Source organism: Lewinella sp. LCG006, from assembly GCF_040784935.1.
GTDB lineage: Bacteria > Bacteroidota > Bacteroidia > Chitinophagales > Saprospiraceae > Lewinella.
In genome coordinates, this window is sequence record NZ_CP160680.1 from 6,384,107 (window position 1) to 6,404,845 (window position 20,739).

16 protein-coding genes are annotated in these 20,739 nt (G+C 43.3%); 14 read left to right on the forward strand and 2 right to left on the reverse strand.

Annotated features, from left to right (window positions below):
- The first annotated feature begins 16 nt into the window (after positions 1-16).
- From AB0L18_RS23255 to AB0L18_RS23300, 10 genes are all read left to right on the forward strand, one after another.
- A complete protein-coding gene (locus tag AB0L18_RS23255) occupies positions 17-2,353 on the forward strand; it encodes a gliding motility-associated C-terminal domain-containing protein (RefSeq protein ID WP_367389720.1) in 2,337 nt (778 codons plus the stop codon).
- Positions 2,354-2,777: 424 nt separating this feature from the next.
- A complete protein-coding gene (locus AB0L18_RS23260) occupies positions 2,778-3,854 on the forward strand; it encodes a GNAT family N-acetyltransferase (protein ID WP_367389721.1) in 1,077 nt (358 codons plus the stop codon).
- A 272-nt stretch (positions 3,855-4,126) separates the two neighbouring features.
- Positions 4,127-5,203, forward strand: coding sequence for a GNAT family N-acetyltransferase (locus tag AB0L18_RS23265; RefSeq protein ID WP_367389722.1), 1,077 nt, complete (start codon positions 4,127-4,129; stop codon positions 5,201-5,203).
- 9 nt (positions 5,204-5,212) lie between these two features.
- Positions 5,213-6,016, forward strand: coding sequence for a 2-oxo acid dehydrogenase subunit E2 (locus AB0L18_RS23270; protein WP_367389723.1), 804 nt, complete (start codon positions 5,213-5,215; stop codon positions 6,014-6,016).
- Positions 6,009-6,962, forward strand: a complete 954-nt coding sequence (locus tag AB0L18_RS23275) for a D-2-hydroxyacid dehydrogenase (RefSeq protein ID WP_367389724.1) — start codon at positions 6,009-6,011, stop codon at positions 6,960-6,962. Before AB0L18_RS23270 ends, AB0L18_RS23275 begins: the two co-directional genes overlap by 8 nt.
- A 645-nt stretch (positions 6,963-7,607) precedes the next feature.
- Positions 7,608-8,450 carry a helix-turn-helix domain-containing protein gene (locus tag AB0L18_RS23280; RefSeq protein WP_367389725.1) on the forward strand — a complete coding sequence of 281 codons (843 nt, stop codon included), beginning with the start codon at positions 7,608-7,610 and terminating at the stop codon, positions 8,448-8,450.
- Positions 8,451-8,571: 121 nt separating this feature from the next.
- Positions 8,572-9,036: a hypothetical protein gene (locus tag AB0L18_RS23285; RefSeq protein ID WP_367389726.1), complete on the forward strand. Its 465-nt coding sequence runs from the start codon at positions 8,572-8,574 to the stop codon at positions 9,034-9,036.
- Between the two features lie 16 nt (positions 9,037-9,052).
- Positions 9,053-9,946: a hypothetical protein gene (locus AB0L18_RS23290; RefSeq protein ID WP_367389727.1), complete on the forward strand. Its 894-nt coding sequence runs from the start codon at positions 9,053-9,055 to the stop codon at positions 9,944-9,946.
- A 378-nt stretch (positions 9,947-10,324) separates the two neighbouring features.
- Complete coding sequence (locus AB0L18_RS23295) at positions 10,325-11,974, forward strand: pentapeptide repeat-containing protein (protein WP_367389728.1); 1,650 nt, start codon at positions 10,325-10,327, stop codon at positions 11,972-11,974.
- Positions 11,975-12,174: 200 nt separating this feature from the next.
- On the forward strand, positions 12,175-13,377 hold the full coding sequence (locus AB0L18_RS23300) for a DUF2971 domain-containing protein (protein WP_367389729.1): 1,203 nt from the start codon (positions 12,175-12,177) through the stop codon (positions 13,375-13,377).
- A 103-nt stretch (positions 13,378-13,480) separates the two neighbouring features.
- Here the strand turns inward: AB0L18_RS23300 and ltrA are convergent, their stop codons facing one another.
- Both ltrA and AB0L18_RS23310 read right to left on the reverse strand, forming a co-directional pair.
- On the reverse strand, positions 13,481-14,776 hold the full coding sequence (ltrA, locus tag AB0L18_RS23305; RefSeq protein ID WP_367389730.1) for a group II intron reverse transcriptase/maturase: 1,296 nt from the start codon (positions 14,774-14,776) through the stop codon (positions 13,481-13,483).
- A 416-nt stretch (positions 14,777-15,192) separates the two neighbouring features.
- Positions 15,193-15,417: a hypothetical protein gene (locus AB0L18_RS23310; RefSeq protein ID WP_367389731.1), complete on the reverse strand. Its 225-nt coding sequence runs from the start codon at positions 15,415-15,417 to the stop codon at positions 15,193-15,195.
- A 46-nt stretch (positions 15,418-15,463) separates the two neighbouring features.
- Here AB0L18_RS23310 and AB0L18_RS23315 point away from each other — a divergent pair, with 46 nt between their 5' ends.
- From AB0L18_RS23315 to AB0L18_RS23330, 4 genes are all read left to right on the forward strand, one after another.
- Positions 15,464-16,333 (forward strand): tyrosine-type recombinase/integrase, encoded by an 870-nt coding sequence (locus AB0L18_RS23315; protein WP_367389732.1) that lies wholly within the window; start codon positions 15,464-15,466, stop codon positions 16,331-16,333.
- Positions 16,258-17,547 (forward strand): transposase, encoded by a 1,290-nt coding sequence (locus AB0L18_RS23320; protein WP_367389733.1) that lies wholly within the window; start codon positions 16,258-16,260, stop codon positions 17,545-17,547. The genes AB0L18_RS23315 and AB0L18_RS23320 overlap by 76 nt, the downstream gene beginning before the upstream one ends.
- 348 nt (positions 17,548-17,895) lie before the next feature.
- Positions 17,896-19,239: an IS4 family transposase gene (locus AB0L18_RS23325; RefSeq protein WP_367393181.1), complete on the forward strand. Its 1,344-nt coding sequence runs from the start codon at positions 17,896-17,898 to the stop codon at positions 19,237-19,239.
- Positions 19,240-19,380: 141 nt separating this feature from the next.
- The gene (locus AB0L18_RS23330) at positions 19,381-20,739 is read left to right on the forward strand and encodes a hypothetical protein (RefSeq protein WP_367389734.1); all 1,359 of its coding nucleotides are present in this window, start codon (positions 19,381-19,383) and stop codon (positions 20,737-20,739) included.

Below are 20,739 nucleotides of genomic sequence, written 5' to 3' on the forward strand. Positions count from 1 at the left end.
TAAATCCATCGTCTACATGAAACCATTTTTTACTGTACTTTTCCTGACGCTCTACAGCATTTGCTGGAGCCAGAATTGCAATATCACAATTGATCTCAATCCCGAGGTCAACCTCTGTGCCCCCGGTTCAAGTGTTTTGATTCCTGTCATTTCTGGAAGCTATGAGTCTTTCACCTGGAGCCCAACAACAGGTCTTAGCGATCCTGATCAACTGATCACGACGGCCAATGTTACGGATTCTACGGTTTACACCTTAAGCGTTGTCAGCCTTTCGAATGACAACCTCATCACAAACGGTGACTTCAGCGCTGGCGACAGTGGTTTTACCAGTGATTATATTTACGGTACTGGTGGTGGCGTAGGCTTGCTGAGCAACGAGGGGCAATACGCCATTGCCACCAATGCAGGAACGACCCACAACCAGTTTGCCAATTGCAACGACCATACCGGTGGTGGTAACATGATGGTGGTAAACGCCAGTGGTGACGCCAGTAATATCTGGTGCCAAAACATTACCGTAGCTCCGAATACCGACTATTTCTTTAGTGCCTGGGTGACCTCGGTAACTTCGCAAAATCCGGCACAGTTGCAATTTTCGGTCAACGGCACCCAACTGGGTTCGCCCTTTAATGCGAGCGCTGCTACCTGCAACTGGCAGCAGTTCTCCGCACAATGGTCTTCTGGAGCTACCACTTCGGTGGAGATTTGTGTGGTAAACACCAATTTCACACCCGCTGGCAATGATTTTGCCCTGGATGACATTAGTTTCCAGGCATACTGTACCACTACCGCCAGCGTAGCGATCAATGTTACGGAACTGGTTTCCGAGGTGGTTGTCCCAAATCAAATTTGTGGAGCAGCATCTACCATTGATCCTGATAGCTACCTCTCTCCTACTGCCAACACCGGTGGCGTCTGGACTTTGGATGGAAATACGATTAACACCTTTAATCCTGCGACCTTGGCCAATGGAATTCATACGCTGGCGTACACCGTAGCTACCAATAGTTGTTCTTCCTCTTCCAATGGTCAGTTTACCATCGCCACGCCTCCAAATGCGGGTAGCTCTGGGGTTTTTACCACCTGCATTGCCCCTGGCAGCATTGCGACGGTAGGTTTGAGCACATTGCTCACCAACGAAGACCCCGGAGGGCAGTGGAGCTACTTCAGTGGTCCCAACACCGGAACACTCAACACCAATGGAGGACTTACCCAATTCATGACCAATCAGGCCGGCAACTACACCTATATATATGTAGCTAATGGCGGAGCGGCCTGTCCCAATGATACTACCTTCCAATCTTTCACGATCAACCTTAACCCAGTTGCTGATTTACCGGCAACGGCAACCCTTGATTGTATCGTCCGGGATTTCACCCTAACAGGGGCCAACACCAGCACAGGCAACAACATTGTTTACGAATGGTACCGGAATGGACTTTCATTGGTCAGTCAATTTGGCATTGGCCTTGAAGTAGATCAGCCAGGCACCTATCGCCTGGTCGTAAGAGATGAAAACACCAACTGTACCGCAGAAGCGACTACCCTGGTTGAAGATTTGAGTGGCGACTTCAATTTCTCTCTCGTGGCAATACCGGCCCCCTGTCTTGATCCAGACAACGGCCAGCTTTTGATCGAAAACGTTCAAGGCGGTACCCCTCCTTTTCTCGCCAGTATTGATGGGGAAAACTTTGTGCAAGTAGACCAATTTTCGGCATTAAGCCCCGGCAATTACACGGTACAGTTACAGGATGCCGGTGGTTGTGAAAGCAGCGAAGACGCCATCCTTCCTGCGCCGACCAACCCCATGCTCGAACTCCAATCTAACCAGGAGGAGATCATTACCCTGGGACAAACCGTAACCATTTCTGTCATCAGCAACCCTCCGGTAGAGCTTTTGGACACCCTTATTTGGTTTCCACCACTGCCAGATAGTTTGCAAGTAAGTAACAAGCAGTGGCTACTACAACCTGAACAAACGACCAACTACACCTTGCTCATTCGCGACCAAAACGGCTGCGAAGCCGAAGCCTCCCTCCTGGTCACGGTTCGCCCCGAAGGGGCCGTTTACATCCCCAATGCCATCTCTCCGAATGAAGATGGCAGCAACGATCGTTTTATCATCTACGATAAAGGATCAATTGCCAATATCGCTACCCTCCGTATTTTTGACCGATGGGGAGCATTGGTCTACGAAGCCAAGGACCTCGCGCCCAATAGTTCTGACCGAGCCTGGAATGGCCGCTACAATGGGGAATTACTCCCTTCTGGCGTTTACATCTATTCCGCAGAACTGATCTGGATCAACGGGACGAGTAGCCAGATTCAAGGGGATATTTCGATCGTTTATTAGTGCTCGTTCCGATGGCTCGGAACTCGCGGGAGTTTTCTCCCGATTCTCGGGATCACGGAGATACTCGCTCGCGCTCGTGAGGGGGTGCTCGCTGACGCTCGCGGTGGGGGTTCAACTAAAGCCTGTGGTTCCGTTTAATTTGGCGAGGTGTACGTATGGCCTCATGAAAAACAGTCTCCATCCTTAAAAAACTGCGAATCCCGAGGGATCGGGATGATCCCGAGAATCGGGAGAACACCACCGTGAGCGAAGCGAGCACTACCGTGAGTCCAGAGGAATCGGGACGAACACCTCCGTAAGCGAAGCGAACACAAATTCCCCCAACCAATACCACAATCCAGCAACATCTATTATCTTTGTAGTTTGAGAAAAGGAGATGAAAAGATGGAAATTCTGATTAGGGTTTCCTGAGGAAAAACGATATATGCCTTCATCGATATTAGCGCCTACCAATTTTAGCGCCGCCGAACTTGACGAATATCTCGCTCGAGGCTGGCGCCCATTAGGACAAAGAATTTATACCGCTGATTTTATCCAACTGGAGTTGGGCGAAATTTTTAGTGTCGTACCTACCCGACTTGCGCTGGCCACTCACCAGTGGCGGAAAAGTCAGCGCAAGCTATTGCGTAAGAACAATGGTATTTTTCGTGTAGAAATCCGCAGAGCAGAAATCACCAGGGAAAAACTTCGGGTGAACGAGCAATACCTTTTAGCCAACCCGACCAAGAGTATTGAAGAACTACATATCCACACCGAATTCGACGGACGGCGGATTTTCAATACCCTGGAATGTGCCGTTTACAAAGGGGAGGAACTCGTTGCCTTCAGCTTTTTTGACTGCGGACAAGACAGTGTATACAGCAAAGCTGGCATCTACCATCCAGCTTACAAGGATTACAGCCTTGGGACCTATACCATGTTGTTGGAATTAGAATGGTGCAAAAAAAACGGTATAAAATATTACTATCCTGGTTACATTTCTCCAGACACGCCTCTTTTTGACTACAAAGCTAAGATTGGTAATATAGATTTTTGGAGTCTACAAAGTAGACAATGGCTCCCCTACAGCACTTTTGATATTGCTAAACACGGCCCATTGACGCTTATCCTCGATCATACTGAGCAATTGCAGCATGGCCTTGAAAGTTTTGAGTACCGTGCGCCGCTGTACCAATATGTCTTTTTTGAAATGCAGATGATGCAAAAAGGGGTTTACAAACTCTTGGAGCAACCTTTCTTCTTGTTACTCCACTGTCCGGTAGCTCAAAAATGCTGGGTAGCCACTTACAACATTGACCTGGATGCTTACGAATGCTGGGCTTGTGATTTCAATCGGATGATCACCTTCTTCGAACAAGCTCCTAAAGGTCATCCGCTTTTCCGCTACGTTTTGGAGCTGAGGAAATTGTTATTTCGCACCGCTAGTGTGGCCGAGTACCTCCTAAAACTACAGGGGCACCTTCTCCCCCAGCAGCAAAATCTTTCTCCACGTGAATATTAGACTTGTTCTGCCGGGATCATTTCGGGGGCAAATCGCGCCTTATCTTCCCACACTGTGCCTTTTTTTAGTCGCTTAGCTGTGGCTAGGCTCCTAAAAAAAGGCTTCGCGTGGTCGATAATGCATCGATTTTCCCACCAAACTGCCCCGGCAGAACAAGTCTATTAGCTAGACTTTTCTACTAGCCTTATTAAAATCCCTCTACCTTCTACTCTAATCTTCTCAAGAAAAACCTGTTTCTTTGCCTGTCACACACTTGTCACACACTTGCCTTTATGAGTTTTTTTGCGGAAAAGCATTATCCTGAAGCCGTAGTTGGCACTTCTCTGGACGAATACCTGGCCAAAGGTTGGTACCGAATGGGGCAGTCTATCTTTACGACCCATTTTCTATGCTTCGGGGAGCAATTGTATTCCGCAATTTGGGTCAGGTTGTTGATGAGTAATCATGAATTCCGTAAAGGTCAGCGCAAATTGATGCGCCGGAATGCCGAACGTTTTTACATCAAATACGCTCCGCTGGAGCTTACACCGGAGAAGGAAGCCTTGTACCAAAAGTACAAAAAACACTTCCACGGCTTCATCGCCCGATCCTTGCTCGACAGCTTATTGGATGGCGAAGAATACAATACTTTCCAAACCATGGAAAGTCAAATTTACGATGGAGATCGACTCGTGGGGTTGAGCTTTTTTGACCTTGGCAAAGACAGTGTGGCTAGTATTCTGGGGGTCTACGATCCTGATTATGCCCACCATAGCATCGGCTATTATACCATGCTATTGGAAATGGACTATTGCCGCCAGCACGATATTCGCTACTATTACCCGGGCTATGTCGTACCCGGCTATGATCGTTTCGATTACAAACTTCGGATTGGAGATGTAGATTACCTCCGCTTGTCCAACAATAGTTGGGAACCTTACGCAACGTTTTCGGACAAGGAGATTCCTTTGAAGCAAATGGAGCTACAATTAGCCGCTGCACATGCTGCCCTGGCAGAAGTGAACATTTCTTCACGCCGTTATTATTATCCACTTTTTGAGGCCAATCTTTTTGGGATGCTTCAGGCCACTTACCTGGATTTTCCAGTGTTTTTAAAAATAGACCCTCCCTTCCCTCTTCCTCAATTTGGCTACCTTCTGGTTTTTGATGTCCGCGACCAACATTACAAGTTACTACGCTGCTCCAACTTTGATGACTTCAGGTTTTACTTTAACGATGCTTATACCCAAGCATTCAATCCGGAGACCTTCCTGATTGAATTGACGGTTGTTGAACAACTGTTGTTCAAAACAAAACATCTAAAAGAAATGCAATTGGTGATCGTTCACAATCTCGAAAAGTTGATTTAAGCCCACAGCATGGAAAGCAATGCCCTGAATACGCCGTGGCGAAAAACGGCTTCTACCATTTACCAAAAGCCCAACGACTCCAAAATCATCGGTTCCGTGGAGTTTGATATTACCGATCTCAATACTTTTATCCAGCAAAAACGGAGCGAAGGACTCAAACTTACACCTACCCATGTTTTCACCTTGGCTACCGCCCGCGCTATCGCCGAAAAAATACCCGAGATGAACAGTTTCATTCGGCGTGGAAAAGTGGAATTACACCCCCAGATTGATGCCATGGTCAGTGTGCTCCTACCTAAGGGCCAGATGGGCTCTGTGAAACTGGAAAACGTCGATAAGTTGAGCCTGGAAGAAACGGTGGAACAATTGAGTAATAAGATAAAAATTGCTCGTCAACAAAATGATGAAAGTGAAAAACTGAAAAATGGTCTGGGAAGTATCCCCTGGCCCTTCCGGCAATGGGTTTATCGACTCATTTATTTGCTCAATATCCGCTGGGGCATAGATCTGCCTGGCTTGTCTACCCATCGTTTTGGTTCCTTTGTGGTGTCCAATATCGGCAGTCTGGGCTTAGATGTAGGTTACCCCGCCCTCTTTCCTGTAGCCAATGTACCTTTTGTCTTGATCCTCGGCGGTATCCAGGAAAAGCCTTGGGTGGTTGACGGCGAAATCTGCATCCGTACCATTATGAAAGTCGCCATCGCAATGGATCACCGCATGATTGACGCCTCCCACGGAGGGCAATTGTTTGCTTATCTGAAACGCATTGTCAAACAGCCAAGTCTGCTAGAAAAAACACTGCCTTATGCCTAATATCGTTGTCCTTGATGGCCATACCCTTAACCCTGGAGATTTGAGCTGGTCCGCATTGGAGACCCTCGGAACCGTTCACATCTATGAGCGCACGCCCGCAAATTTAGTTCATGAAAGAGCAGCACAGGCAGAGATTATTATCGTTAATAAACAGATCATTGACCGTGAGACGCTAAGTAAGCTGCCACATTTGCGCTTCATTGCCGTATCTGCTACGGGCTACAACAATATAGATCTGGAAGCCGCCGCCGAGAGTGGTATTCCGGTGGCTAACGTTGCTGGATATAGCACCCCGGCAGTGGCTCAGCACGTTTTCGCAATGATTTTGGCGTTGACGAGCCGGGTCGGTGCCCACGATCAATCCGTAAAAGCAGGCGACTGGTTTAGCTGCCCCGACTTCTCCTATACTTTGGGGACGATTCCTGAGCTAAGCACCCTGAAGCTGGGCATTTACGGCTTTGGGAGGATCGGACAGGCCGTCGCCAAAGTAGGATTAGCGCACGGCATGGAGGTATTGGCTCACCACAAACACCCGCAACGCGATGCTATGGAAGGGGTAAAATTCGTCGGCCTCCAGGAACTGTTCCAACAATGCAACATCGTAAGCCTACACGCTCCACTCAACGAAGACAACTTTGAAATAGTAGGTCGGAACCTACTGAGTAGCATGCCCAAGCCAAGTTTCCTGATCAATACCGGACGTGGAGGCCTGGTCAACGAAGAAGAACTAGCGGCTTGCCTCAAAGAAAACATCATCAGCGGTGCCGGCCTGGACGTTCTCCAGCAAGAACCTCCCCAAAAAGACCATCCGCTGATTGGTTTGCCCAACTGCATTATCACCCCACATGTCGCATGGGCAACCCAGGCGGCACGCCAGCGGCTGATGGAGGAAGTAGTACTTAATATCAAGGCTTTTATGGTTGGAGAAGAAAGGAATAGGGTGTAGATGGCCTTGTACGTCAGCTCCATTAAAAACAAAGAATATTGTTATCTAGACGGCAGTTGGTTGCTTTAACGCAATGCGCAATTTGCTACATATGTGCAACAATTTATTTTCGGCGATTGCTTATGCGAAACGGAAATATGCGTATTTTGTCCATGCAGGGGGCTGCTTATACGCAACAGAGGCGACGGAGATAGGGGAATTTAGTGCAATGCGTTAAAGCTGAGCTGGGCACAACCCTCCGCTGTTTCCACCAGCAGCTGGGTAGAAAGATTTTTTCACTACGCGCTTACTGATAATCGAAAATGAAAAGTTTATCTATCTTTAGAAGGATTAGCCAGGATGCCTGGTTCCGTTTCGAGATTTGATCACCATTAGGGTATTATCTTAGCGCGCAGTTCGGTGTTTTGGGCATCGCTCATATTAGGAGGTTTATATTCTTAATCAGCTCCGGGCTATGCCCAGCTTTGCTACCCCGTCAAGCTTCCCGTTGGTCAGCCTGCGTTGTAGCTTGAGTTAGTGCCAATTAAACACAGGCAGGATGTACTCAAAGTATAGAGAACAAAATGTTTAAGCGTCAATTAAATAATTATTCTTCTCATAATCAAACGGCTATGGGATTTCATATAAGTTCAAAATGATATCGTTATGAGAGTTCTAGCATTTTCTTTGTTGTTTTTTCTTATTCAGATCGAAATGTCTGCGATGGTATCTTATGAAATAGATTTTGGTGGCTCAGTAAATTGTGAAACATGTAAAAGTAGGGATAAGGATACAGGAGGATTTACTGTGAAATTTTCTGATTATTCAGATGATCAAAGGTATGCTAAGCAAGTATTTAGTATGCTAGGAATAACTCAAGGAGATATGAGTAAAGAGAGCAATACTACTTATATCTTCATGATATTCTTATTTTTTAGCGTTTTAGGATTCATTTTTAGCGTTAGCAAGGCTAAAGCTTATGCTATGTCTTTGGAATCGAATATAATGTTGTATCAGAACAACTTTATGTTAAAGATAGAAAGACTAGAGAAATACTTCGAAATTGGAGTAAGAAACATGGCAGATATAGCTACAATGACAAAAGAGACTGTTAGTAAAGAAAACGATCTGAAATTATCCAGATTTCTGATAGTTAGATTTGATTCGCTTAATACCGAAATGGAGAAATTCCTTGAAAAAGTTGCATTGATTTTTGATGAAAATTTAAGTGATAGTAGTTTTGCTGTCAATCGTGTCAAAAGAGCATTGTTAGTTAGTGAAGCAAAACTATACAAAGACTTAATTTATCTATTCGGCTGTGGATTTCAAGAGCTTTTGCTAAAATATAGAATGAGAATCGCTTGTGAAAAATTGATGGCAACTGATGATAAAATAGAAATTATTGCTTTCGATGTAGGTTATGAGAATCACTCTAGTTTTACGAGAATTTTTAAAGAATGCTATGGTATAACACCTTCAAGTTACAGAAAATCTAAACGAAAATATTGATTTGGTGAAGTTTTGTATTGATTAGGTCAAATTATTGTTGGCTTTCTTAAAGAACTTGCAAATGATAATTTAATTGATGACCTCCTGATATAGATCAGGAATATTAAAAAATTTTATTAAAATGAATGTTTTTTCAAAAATTTCAATTGGGTGTTTAATGTTCTTCCTGTGTATGGTAAATGCAATAAACATCAAAGCGCAAAATCACCAAGGTTTCAAAATAGCGATTGATTTACCAGGAGATAGAACACCGTACAGTAACATTGATTTAACGTCTGACATTGATAATCAGACTGAAACAAATCAAGAATCAAATGAAGGGGCTTCATCTCAAAGCAGTGAAGACATTGATCCTTGTGAAGAAGGATTTGATAATTCTATTGACTTTCTTTACGATGTTTCAGAGACTGTAGGAAGTTTTATTCCTGGAACTGGAAAAGAAAACAGGTTAAAAGAAGCGGTAGAAAGTGGGAAGTCGGTATTACAGAGCATACCTAAGTGCTACAAGAGCAGAGTCGGAGTTACTGAAAGGTGTGGGAGTAACTTCAACAGTGGATTTGCTACTCGACCTAATAGAATACAATAATTAAAATCAAACAATTATGAAAAATTCTGAAATTTGTCTTAGTTTTTTGATGATAATTATTTTTTTTCTAACAATTCAATTGAACGCTCAGAGAACAGTTGCTGAATACAGTCTAAATACAGAAAGAGAATATAATTGTTTGCCAGAACCTTCATCTGATATTACCTCGTATCTTAGGAGGGATTCAAGAGCTTCCACCAGAAGTGGGCGTATACAAATAATTAATGAAGCGGTTCATAATATATTTCTCCACGGTAAATATATTGAACGTTGTGGCAACGATGTAGGCTTAAACCGTTTTGAATGGAGTGAGCCTTATAGACAAGGATTTTCATTAAGATTAAGAGCTAATGCTAATTATTGGAATGATGAACGAGCAAAAGGCGAGGCATATATTAATGTGGTATTCAAATATGATCAGATTCATCGAGAGGAGAATGTAGCTGGAAAAATTAACTTGACTCTTAATCAGATTGATTACCCTGAATCAGGAAAAATATACGATTGTGGTAGTTACAGTGGAGGTCTATTCAGTGACGATGTACTATCTAGTACGGTTGATCCAGGAGATGAAGATGCTTTTTATATCCCAAATAGCCATCGCCATAAATATACAGTAGATTGTTATGCGGAAAGTGATGTTCATAAGGGTCAGAGCCATACAAGAATTGGTATTGTTATAACAATTTATCCTTTAGTTTTTGATGGTTATGGGTTTTATATGGAAGGTGAAAATAGATGGGCTGAAGACATGACAGAAGCCGTTGAGTATATAGTACTTCATGAATTTGGACACTTAGAGTGGCATATGTATGATAAAATGAATTTTGTTTCATATCCATATTTAGATTCAGGAGAAGTAGGCGCAGATAATTTTGCATCATCAGTTTGGAGATGTAGTGAAGAATAGATTAAATGAACTTATAACTGGCACTAACTTTGGCTACCCGACAATAGCCTCCGCAAAGCTGCGGCTACTGGCGGGTAGCCTAGGAGTTCTGCGAAATATAGGACTAATTAGTGAACATGATAAATAAGGGTGATATAAGAAAATATGTAGGTAGTGTTACTGTAAGTGGTGATCAATTATTTCGAGCAGAGAGAGATTAAGGGCTATGGATTTTCATCAACACTTAGAGTAACACCACCAATGTTTTTAATGTTATTGATTCATGCGTGTTTACTATAGTTTTGGAGAAGTCTAGATAGAGGTTTAAAGTTTGATTTTTTTTAACGACCTAATGATTTTTGGAATAAGTATTTTTAGAGCCAGTAAATCAACAAAGGAATGGGTACTAGGAACTTAGCGTTTGGAATAGTAATAGGGCTTTTTATTGCAGGCAGTGTATTCTATTTTAGGACTACAATAAGCGAACAAGGTCCACCTTTCATTATTGGGCTGTTAGTTTCTTTAACTCTAATAATAAGTTTAGCAGTTATTATCTTTCTAGTATTAGAAGATAAAGTTAAGGTATCATTCAAAGGAAATACGACTTTGAATAATGACGTAGATTTCCATAAGGTGTTGAGAGATATCTCTCCCACATTAAATGATGATCAAACTAAAATAATTGGTGATTTAATTAAAGGTTTTCTTAGAGGAAGAGCTGTATATATGTCTTTAGGATTGATTATTTCAGCTTTTTTAGTGTTAGGAGGGTTACTTGGAAGTATTTTGCTTTTTAAACAAAATGAACTACTCGGTGAACAAACTCTATTCCTTAGATATCAAAGTGAGTTAATAGAAGAACAGAATCAAAAATTTGAAAATCAAAATTTACTATTTGAAAATCAAAACTCTATGCTTAATGAAGAAATAGCTTTGTCTTCCGTGCAAAATAAGTTTATTTCTGAGCAGACCGACTTGTCAAGAATCCAAATTGGACAAATAGAGAGTCAAAACAAATTATTTGGTGAACAAATTATTCAGTCATACACAGAAATACAACTACTTAGGAGACAAGACTCACTTTTTACAAACCAAAATAGCCTAGTTTCTTTTGAATTAGAGCTTCTTCAAAAACAAAACGAATATTTCTTGGCTCAAAATGAACTTATTAAAGTACAAGATTCATTAATAGGCGAACAATTAAGACAAGATGCAACACAGAACGAATTTGACAAATTAGCAAAGGTTTCTCAGATTCATAGTACTCAAGAAGATATTTACCAAAATTTAGTTTTAAAGATAGAAGAAGAAGAAAGAATATTTCCATTCAGTAGAGGAGAACTTAAACTCAGCGAAGGAACTATTTCTACTATTATTGCAACTTCATACTTATTTTCTCCCTATAAAGTGTATGAAGATATCGAAGGTTTTTACAGTCCTCAAAGATCCGCATTATTTATCTACTTACTCGGCAAAAACTACCAGGATGAAGTTTTAGAAGAAATATTTAGTAAAGCGAATTTTGCACATTCATTTCTACCATATCTTGATTTATCAAATCGAAGATTTGAAAAATTAAATTTATCTGAAAGTTATTTAGTTAATGCCAATTTCGGAAATTCTTCTTTAATTAGTTCAGACTTTAAAGGTGCAAGTTTAAAGGGCGCAAACTTTTTTGGGGCTAATTTGAGTGGATCAATTTTTAATGATTGTGATCTTGGTTTTGTCAAACCTCTCGAGGATAGTGAAATGTTGAATACTTATAGACGCGATTTTGAAAATGGCAACTTGGTACAAATTGGAACGTTAAGAGAAGAAACAGAATTAAGAGGTTACAATGGTGCTTGCTTTGTAAACCTATTCAATAAAAAAATTTCGATTATTGGTGCAAATCTTAATGGTTTAGAAATCTCAAGCAAAAGTATTTCGGATTTTTGCAATGGCTTTAGTGAAGAGAATGAAAATTACATTAGAAGTAATTATACTATTAACTTAGATATTGTGGGAACTTTTAGAAATTTTGAATATTACAGGCTTGTCAAAAAGTAAATTAACCTTTTGCATGGATTGAAAGATTTATATGAATAAAACAAATGGAAATTCGCAGAACAAAGCTTGTGCGACAAGCCTCGTGCCTCGGCCTGTGCTCAAGCCAGAGTTCGCTGCAATAAATAGATTCTAAATTATTAACATAAATCACACTAAAAGGAATAATATAGCTTATCTCATAACTGTAAAAAAGAATCAATATGATGAATAAGGCTTATAAACTTTTCTTCATCAAGAAGTGGTATTTTTCGAATGAAGATGTTATTTCATATTTGACAGGTTTTTTCGAAGGGAGAAGTATTGAATTTACATATTTTGAGGGAGAGTCTGCCGATGTCATTTCGTTGCTTTTTTATTCTGATGGGGAGGATGATATTGGGTTTATTTTTTCTCATTTATTGCAGTTAGATTTTTTAGTAAATCGAGTGGTGATTAAAAAACTCACATTACAAGAAAAAATCAATTTTCAACCTGAAGGAGCGCAGAATAGTATTGTTTTCAATATGGATTTACCACTAGTTCCACTTCTACTAGATTCCTCAAGTAGTGATTATCTTGGAATCTCGGAATCAGGTAGTATAACTGGGGTGAAATTTAAGGATATTGAATTACCAGAGGTAGTGTACAAGTATAGAAGATGGGATGATGAATTTAATCGAAGGATCCTAACAGAAAATGAATTTTATTTTGCACCTCCGTCTAGCTTCGGTGATCTCCATGAATGTAATTTACCTCTGAGACATGATTTAGTTACTCCTACACTAAGACGTAAGTTCATCACTAGTGATCTCCGACGGATGTATCCTGGCATATCAAGAAAGAAACTAGGAAAACTTGTAGATCATCAGCTACGAACTACACCATATAATAATCCAAATCACAGGAAGCAAGTAGAAGCAGAATACCGAAAGCTTCTTGATCAAAGACTAGGTGTACTCTCTTTAACGCCATCAGGGAATGATCCAGAAATCTGGAGATATTTTGGAGGAGGTTCTACAGGTTTTTCTGCTGGATTTGACGCAAAGAAAATGTTTGAGGAAAACAAAGTTTTTGGGCAGGGTGGCCCCGTAAAGTATTATGAACTTGGTGACGCACCTGTGATCATACCTCTCATGCTCACTTCAAAGGATAGAATAAAGGCTTTCCACAACAATGTATTTAGCTTAAGGAACGATTTTGAATATGAAAAAGAATACCGGATTTCAAAGTTAGATCCTTCAGAAAGGGCTGTCATGTTCAATCCAGAAGCTCTGAAAGAGGTTATTCTCGGGGTAAATATGTCTGCTGAAGATCGCCAAGAAGTAATTGGTATTGTGCGGAAAAAATACCCAAATGCTAATCTTTATGATTCAGTGATTGGGCAGGCTGGTATTCTGGAGAAGGTCTTAATAGAGAATAAGTAATGCAGCGAATCGAGTAGGGTAAGAAAGGCCAGATGACCTTTCTTATCCCTCTCACACCACTTAGCGTACGGACCTTCCCGCAGAAAGTGCGGGACAGGCTGAACTAAGCGGTTCGTGAATCATGGAAAATTTGTTCGTAATACTTGGTAAAGGATTGGTAACCCCGCTTAGCAAGGCGTTCCACCGTTACCGTGGTACGCATGATGGGCGATTGGGCGATAGCCCAGCCTCCCATTCGGGAGCGTGACCAGGAGTAGGCGATTCCTGATTCTACACCAAGCTGCCGGAATGCGCGCATTCGGCGGTTGGGCTTCTTCCAGGCCTTCCAAATGCAATAGCGCAGTCGATTCCTGACCCAGGCATCAAGTTCGCGCAATTTGCCCCAGATTTTGCCCATTTGAAAATATCCCACCCAGCCATACATTAGGGAGTTGAGACGCTCAATGCGTTCTTCCAGACTCGCCGGAGTCGTCTTACGAGTAATGGCTTTGATTTTCATCTTGAGCCGTTGCCAGGATTTTCGGGCTACTCGCAGGTCGTACTTTCCCCGTTCTCCCTTCTTATAAGTGGATACGAACGCGTACCCAAGTAGTTCGAAGTGAACGGGACGGCAAATCGTCGTTTTCTCCCCGTTGACACGCAATCGGAGCGACCCCTCAATAAAACGGGTGATCGAGTGGAGCACTCGCCGTGCTGCTCGTGGCGATTTCAGAAAAATACTGCAATCGTCAGCATAGCGCACGAATCGGTGCCCGCGCCGGATCAGTTCCCGGTCGAGTTCATCTAGCAGGATATTGGACAACAAAGGGCTAAGTGGCCCGCCCTGCGGCGTGCCTTTATCTCTTGTTGACACCAAACCTCCCAATAGCAAACCCGCTTTGAGGAAGCGATGAATCAGTCCCAGTAATATCGGGTCCTTCACCTTGCGGCCCAGCAAGTTGAGCAACAGGTCGTGGTTTACCTCATCGAAGAAACTTTTCAAGTCCAGGTCAATGATGTCCTGGTAGCCTTCATTAATGTAAGCCTTTGCCTGGCGCAGTGCCTGATGGGCATTGCGGCCGGGCCGAAAACCATAGCTGAAGGGCGAAAAGTCGCGATCGAAGATCGGTGCCAAAACGTGATGGATGGCTTGCTGGAGAAAACGATCCGTCGTCGTGGGGATACCCAGTAAACGGGTACCACCGTTCGGCTTAGGGATTTCCACGCCACGCACCGCTTGAGGGCGATACGTTCCTGCGCGGAGTTCCGTTTCCAGACGAGGCCAGTGTAGGCGCAAGTGAGCTTTAAGCTCCTCCACGCCAATACTGTCTACGCCACTACTACCCCGGTTACCCACGACTCGGTCGTAGGCGGTGCGCAGGTTATCCCTACTCAGTATCCGGTCTAGTAGATTTTGCATACGAATAAATATTCTTGCCTCCCCGGCCCCTTGACTACGCTGTAGCTACGCCCCATTAATGGTCGACGATAGTAGCCTCAGACGCACCCACTGGGTGGTTTGGCGGTTCACGTTCAGGCCTTCAAGTTTAGTCTCTCGGGGACGGTTACTCACAACATGGCTTTATTCCGTATAATCCCGGTTTACCTCTCTACTATGCCTTCTGCTGACTTCTCCACTACACCAATCAATGGCTATGGAGACCTCCCTGGGTAAGCACATCCTCCTTCCACTGATCCCGGCTGCATCTACTACACATGGATTATTGGTTACGGCCTTTGACATGATGTGCTGCCTCGACCTCCACGCATAGCCTCTTATGCAGTTCCTGTTCGTCCGTACCAGTTTTCGTAGTCCCACTTACTTCAGACCCCGGGTCACCCCTGACGCCCTTGTGGCTTACTTGACGGCTTCACCAACTCGCCGCCGGTGGAATTGCACCACCAAGAGAAATCGCTATCTTTATAGCGATGGATGTGCATTCCAGGCACACACAAAGCTTGTGCGACCATGCTCGTTCCTCGCACGGCGCACAAGCCAGAGTTGAACAAAACCACCCTGTTTTCTACTCCTAATTTCTTGTATTTCAATTGATTAGTCATTTGTTCTTCGCTAATTTCGTCACATCGTTCACTAAAGCAAAAAGCGATGAAAACGAAAGAAGCTTATCAGCAAGGATTACGTACGTATTTGATCTTGAAGAATTACAGCCCGGCGACGGTCTCGGCGTATGGTTGTGCATTTCGACAGTTTTTGGACTGGCGGATAGAGCGCAAGTATGGAGCGGATTTTACACCAGAGCAAGCACGCCAATATTTGCTCTATCGCTACGAGCAGGGCCTGAAGTGGCAGACCATCAACGGGGACTATTCGGCGATCCAGAAGTTTTACATCCATGTTTTAAAACAAGACTGGGATGTGAACCACATTCCACGACCACGCAAAGAGCGTAGCCTTCCGGGCGTGTTGTCGCAAGAGGAAGTGCAGCGACTGATCGAGCACGGGCGAACGTTTAAGCACCAGGTGTTTATGACGCTGATCTACGCCACGGGTTTGCGTTTAAGCGAAGCCTTAAATTTAAAACTTACGGGGATCGATTCCGATCGGATGCAGTTGCGGGTGATGAAGGGCAAAGGTGCCAAAGATCGTTACGTGGTCATCCCGGATTGCTTGTTGGAACTGCTGCGAACTTATTATAAAACCTACCGTCCTGAGGGCTATCTGTTCAATGGGAAATACAAGGGTAGCCGCTGGGCGAACCGCTCGGCACAGCACGCGCTGGAATGTGCTCGCACGGATGCTGGTATTGGCAGATCGGTGTCGCCACACGTGCTGCGGCACTGTTATGCGACCCACCATCTGGAAAATGGAACAAATTTGGTATATTTAAAAGCACAATTGGGCCACAAAAATCTTAAAACTACGGCCCGTTATATTCATTTATGTCAGTCTTATCAGCCACGGGTCAAGCATCCATTAGCGGAGATGAGCATTCGCTACGACCCCCAAACAGCATAGGGCAGCTGTTCCGGGACTGGGGAGAGATTTACATCGACACCTTCTGTCCCGATCTGCGGACCATCAAACTGATCCGTGCGGTGCGGGCTTGTCGGACGCCGACGCTGGGAGGACAATGCTATGAATGTAAAGACTGCGGTGGCAAACACTACCACTATTTTTCCTGTGGTCATAGCCATTGCCCTATTTGTCAGGGCATCAAGCGAATGCAATGGCAGGATCGACTAGGTGTGCGGATGCTACCGGTACCTTACGCTCATATAACCTTTACCGTGCCGCACGAACTCAACGGTCTGATCCGTAAGAATCCGGCCCCGATGTTCAATCTTCTATTCCAGTCCGCTTGGCAGACGATCCGTAAGGTCTGCGCGGATGAAAGCAATGTGGGCGGCCTGCCCGGCATGACGGCGGTGCTGCATACATGGGGTTCGGATCTAAAGTACCACGTCCACCTGCACTGTCTGGTGACCTTTGGCGGCTACGATCGGCAAAGCGGTGAGTGGCGGTGGCCTAAGCGGAAGCGCAAAGTGGCTCGTTTTCGAAAGCTGCGAGGTGGTTATCGCAGCATTTTCCTGGAGCAACTGGAAAAAGAAATGGAGGCAAAAAAGAGGGTCATCAATTACCACGAAAGCTACGAAATGGTGACCAAAGGACTGACCAAAAAGTCTTGGGTGGTCAACCATCAGCACCCCACGGCAGACACCAAAGTGATCGAAGAATACCTGGGGCGCTACATTTGTCGCATCGGTATTACCAACAAGCGACTCAGCTACGAAAAGGACGGCAAAAACGTCAGTATAGCGTACAACGATTACGCCAGGCAAGTCGCTGGCCAGCCTGCTCCTAAAGCAGATCGCCACCTTCATCCCATCGAAGCGATGGGGCAGATCTTACAGCACCTGCTGCCTCACCGACTCCATCGCTCACGGCACTACGGGCTCCACGCAGCGAACACCTACGCCAGCCTCGCCCCACAACTCCCGGATAAAGTCAAACGAGAAGGGGCCACCGTGCGGACCATCATCGAAATCCTGCGAGCGATGCTTGAGGAAGAGCCCTATCGTTGCCCTTACTGTGAGAGCGATCAGTTGGAGAAGGTAGAAATTTTGCCGAACCGTGACTACAGCGCTCTTTGGTTAGGAAGTCGTGCACCGCCTCTGCGCCCTATGCTTGTGGAACCGGATTTTAGCGAACCGGAGCTAGACGAAATATAGCATCCGGCCTGAGGAAGCGATACCTAGAAGTAAGCAAAAATGCTCTGCCAGCGATGACCGGCGAGAAATGAGCTATCGGAGCTCCAAAAAGCGGCGCAGAAGTACCGGAAAAAGCTTAAATTAGTCGGTAAGTAAAACGGGCAGAATGCGCTTTTCCACTATAGATATTATCGAAAACCTCGATCAGGGGTGGTAAACGTTCAACTGACCTGTCTGCGCTGGAGACTACCGTATATACACATCTTCTCTTAATTTTGCATATTAAAGAATACATGTCAAAAAAGTGAGCAAATGGGGTTATTTCTTGACAAGCGACTAGATGTTCGCTATGTTGGGCTGTTAGTGGCTATGTCATCGAGGCAGAGCGTGATTTTGCGTCAGTGTGCAAAGAATCGCAGCGAGGAGGTTGCTTTTGGCCGGTTTGTTAATAATCCATCTGTCACACCATCGCTTATGATACAATCAGCCTGTGAACGCACTGCCGCCCAGAGTAAAGGGCGGGATGTATTAATGATTTGTGATACCTCTACCGTTGGGTTCGGTATCAATAGTAAAGCCAAAGGCTTATCGGAGATCGGCGATGGCCGGGGCCAAGGCTTTTTTTTGCATCCGGTAATCAGCATGGATGCTCATACCCATCATTGCTTAGGCTTAGCCTCTGCTCAATTATATGATCGTAAAAAGTACGCTGTTGATAAAGCTCAGCGGAGACGAGATCGTAATAGAGAAAAGCTAGAAGAAAAAGAGTCTTATCGCTGGTACGAAGAAATAGAAAAGGCGGTAAGCTACAATCAGGGAGCCAAGAGTCAAACAGTAGTAGCAGACCGAGAAGCTGATATCTATGAGCTATTGGTCTTACTTACAGCACTGGGGGTAGACTTTGTTATTCGTAGTTCTCAAAACCGCAAGCTAAAGGAGGTTGATCACAATAAACTACAACAGGCGCTGGATGCTCAACCTCTACAAGGACAATATTCAATGGCCTTGCCAGCGACCGATAAGCGTACGGCTCATACAGCGGAGTTAGAAGTTAAATGGGTTACAATTGATTTAGCGCGTCCACGTTCTGGTACGGGGACAAAACACCTCGTAGATCGACAAAAAGTAACGGTTATTGAAGTACGTGAAAAGCCAGCTAGCGTGGTAGGTAAGGAAAAGCCTATCTATTGGCGATTACTCACTTCGCACAGCATCCAGAGTATGGATGACGCTTTACGTATAATCGGCTATTATGTACAGCGCTGGGTGATCGAGCAAGTCTTTCGGACATTGAAAAAGAAAGGAATGGACGTTCAATCGGCACAAGTATCAAATGCAGCTGCACTCAAGAACCTTACGGCACTGGCGCTGATCAGTTCTATAAGAGTGATGCAGCTAGTTCAAGCTCGCGATGAACCTCAAGACTTAGGTATTGAGGCTGGGTTTGAGCCCAAAGTAATCAAAGTCATTGAGCGAATCAATCCTCAACTAGAAGGTAATACCGAGAAATTGAAAAATCCTTATCCGCCTAATTCATTATCCTTCGCAGCATGGGTCGTTGCTAGGCTCGGAGGATGGTCAGGCTACGCTTCTCAACGCCCTGCTGGGCCAATAACGATGTGGAACGGCCTACGACGGCTCAACGAATTTGTGCAGGCAATGGACATGCTAAACCTACATTCGGAATTTGAAGGAGATGTGTATATACGGTAGCGCTGGAGATGGTCAGGTGAGGAGTTTGGTGTGGGGAGTGGGCGCAGACAGGCCTTTGAGTTCTGCGAAATTTTTAATAAATTATTATAAATGTAATTATCTTTGTATCATTGATCGAAAACACCTTAAATCCTATCTAGTATGAATAAGCAAATAGTAATTGCCTTTCTTTTCTTATTTATATTCTTAATAAATGTACTGGAAATAAAAGCTCAAGAGTTAGGTGACGCCGAAGTAGAACAATTAATTAATTCAGTGTTTTCAAAATTAATAACGGGTAATGCTACCAATTCTTTAGGAAGCTTTGTGGGGGTTGACTTAAGTGATAGTAAAATAGAGTATTCGCCGACATTTAGAATAAGCCCTGGAAAATATTTGAATATATCAGCTAATGGCGGCATTAGTAATGGTGTGTTTAATGCTATAAAAAATTCTTCATTAAATAGCAACGTTGGAGTTGGTGCTCAATTACATTTTTTAGATACTTCAAGCTTTTCTAATGTGATACGATATAGAGAAGTAGACAGAAGGAAATATCATATTGCCAGGGAAAAACTATTAAGTGAACATTACTTAGATTCATTAAACTTAGTGTATAACAAAGATTTAATTATTTTAAACAATAAAATAGAATTACTCGATAGTGAAATAAAGACTATAGTATCTCTTTTAGAAGAGAATAATGATTCTGACAAGAGGGATAGTCTTAAACTTGAGCTTGAAATCCGAAAGTATAAGACTCAACATTATCGTGAGAAAGCTGCTGAAATGGCTTCGCCGCTCTGGAAGAAAAGAGAATTCTTGAGAATTGGTAATCAACTAGCCAGGAAACTAGACACATTAGATAGTAACTTGTTTCCTATCACCGGTTTTAATGTTAGATGGTTTTCTTTTGGGTATGAAGCAAATAATGATGCTTTCAAATTTTATGACCCATCTCAGAACTTTAGTGATCAAGTCGCAAAGAGAAATGCTACTAGTCATGGATTTAATATTCAATTGTCAACCGCAAAGTTAGCTCAAGAAAATTTTCAAAGCATATATGCTACGATAAACTTACAATATCAACTTCGAAACAATATAGATGAATTAACTAAGTTGTCAATTGTTGATTCGCGGCAAGACACAAGTGTGAGTGGAGATATTAGAACAATTCAAGAAGAGATTACAGCATTAACAGGCGTATTCGAAGAAGATATAAATGCTTTGATAGTTAACTATAATATCTATTCTTTTTTTGGTCTAGGAAATAGATTTGCATTACATTTAAATCCCAAAGTAGAATTTGCAGATAAGCGTAAACCATTATATGACTTGGAAGTTGGAATTCTTCTATCGATCCCTAAGAAAGATGAGTTAGCTACTTTGTTTAACGCAGAACTTTTTTACAAATTCTATGATTTGTCGAATAATTTTCAATCAGAAATTTCTTTCATTGAAAGAAACAGTATAGGGTTGAAGCTAACATTTCCAATTGCATTTAATTCACTAATTAATTAA